The organism is Rubrivirga sp., from assembly GCF_049648075.1.
In the GTDB taxonomy this organism is placed as follows: Bacteria; Bacteroidota; Rhodothermia; order Rhodothermales; family Rubricoccaceae; genus Rubrivirga.
In genome coordinates this window covers 1-1570 of sequence record NZ_JBARYR010000013.1, presented here as the reverse complement: position 1 = coordinate 1570, position 1570 = coordinate 1, and the positions used below count along the sequence as shown (strand labels likewise).

The following is a 1570-nucleotide window of genomic DNA, read 5'->3' as shown; positions in this document are numbered from 1 at the left end:
GGTTGACGTCGTCCTTGGGCACGAAGTAGAGCCCGGGCCCGGCCTGGAACGTCGGCTCGGGCTTCTGGGGCGCCGCGGCGCCGCGCTCCCACGACCCGAACGCGGCGCGGAGCGCGGCCGCCATCTCGTCGGCGTCGAAGTCGCCCGAGACGGCGATGGTCGTCGCGTTGGGGTTGACGTAGCGGCCGTGGAACGCGCGGACGTCGTCGAGGTCGATGGCGTCCAAGGTCGCGTACTCGACGTCGCGGGCGTAGGGGCTGTCCTCGCCGTAGAGCAGCTGGAACATCTCCCTCGTCGCGATCCCTTGCGGGTCGTCGTTCCGGCTCGCGATGGCCGTCCGCTGCTGGGTCTTGACCAAGTCGACTTGCTCCGGGTCGAACCCGGGGTCCATCAGGACGTCGGCGAAGATGGGCAGGACGTCGGAGACGAACACGTCGGAGAGCCCGGAGGCCACGGCCGTCGTCTGGTCGTCACCGGCAAACACCTCGACGGTCGCGCCGACATTCTCCAGGGCCAGGTTGACCTCGTCGGGCGTCCGGTCACCGGCGCCGCCGGTCCGCATCGAGGACGCGACGATGGACGCCAGTCCGACCTCGTCGGCCGGGTCCAGGACGGAGCCGACGGCGACGCGCGCGGTGGCCTCGATGAGCGGGAGCGAGCGGTCCTCGACCAGAAAGACGGTTAGGCCGTTGTCGAGCTCGACGCGCTCGATCTCGGGCAGCACGACGTCGCGGACGGCCGGGTACTCGAAGTCGCGGACGTCGTAGTCGGCGAGGCGTGGTGCGTCGGGGGAGTCCATGACGTCGTCCATCGTCGGACGGTCGGTCATGGTCGTGGTCGAGGAGCAGCCGGCGACGCCGAGTGCGAGGGCGAGCGGAGCCCAGCGGAAAGAGAACGTCATCAAAGGGGAGGCCAAATCTGGAGGGTCAGGGCAAGGGGGGCGTGGAAAGGGGCAAGAGAGGGAGCCCTCTTACCTCATCCCTCTTAGCCTTCGGTGGGGCGGCGGCTGACGGCGACGGTCCGGTTGTTGACCGTGAACGTCTCTTGGGCGACGCGCTGGACGTCGGCGGCGGTCACGGCCGAGATCGCGTCGAGGTCGCGGAAGAGCGCGCGCCAGTCGCCGGTCAGCGTCTCGGCGACGCCGAGCCGAACGGCGAGGCCCGTGTTCGACTCGAGGCCGCCCACGAAGTCCGCGCGGGCGCGGTTCTTGGCCCGGCGGAGCTCCTCGTCCGTGATCCCGTTCTCGGCCACGTCCTCGAGGACGCGCAGGAGCTCGGCCTCGACGTCGGCCGGGTCGGTGTTCGGCGTCGGGACGCCCAGGGTTAGGAATTGGGTCGGGTACTTGCCGCCGAACGGCGCGGGAATGGCCTGGCCGGCGACGGCCATCTCGGTCTCGACGAGCGCGCGGTAGAGCCGGCTCGTGCGGCCCCGGCCCAAGACGTCGGCCAAGACGGTAAAGACGGGGTCCGCGTCGTCGGTCTGGGCCGGGCGCTGGAACCCGACCAAGACCAACGGCTGCGAGTCGTCGACGATGGTGACGCGGCGCTCGCCGAGCTGCTGGGGCTCGACG

The 1570-nt window shown here is 70.6% G+C and carries 2 protein-coding genes; both read right to left on the bottom strand.

Annotated features, from left to right (window positions below):
- Positions 1-901, bottom strand: a 901-nt coding sequence (locus WBA11_RS00500; RefSeq protein WP_424518777.1) for a M16 family metallopeptidase, incomplete at its 3' end; no start/stop codon positions are given.
- 83 nt (positions 902-984) lie between these two features.
- Positions 985-1570, bottom strand: a 586-nt coding sequence (locus tag WBA11_RS00495) for a M16 family metallopeptidase (protein WP_424518776.1), incomplete at its 5' end; no start/stop codon positions are given.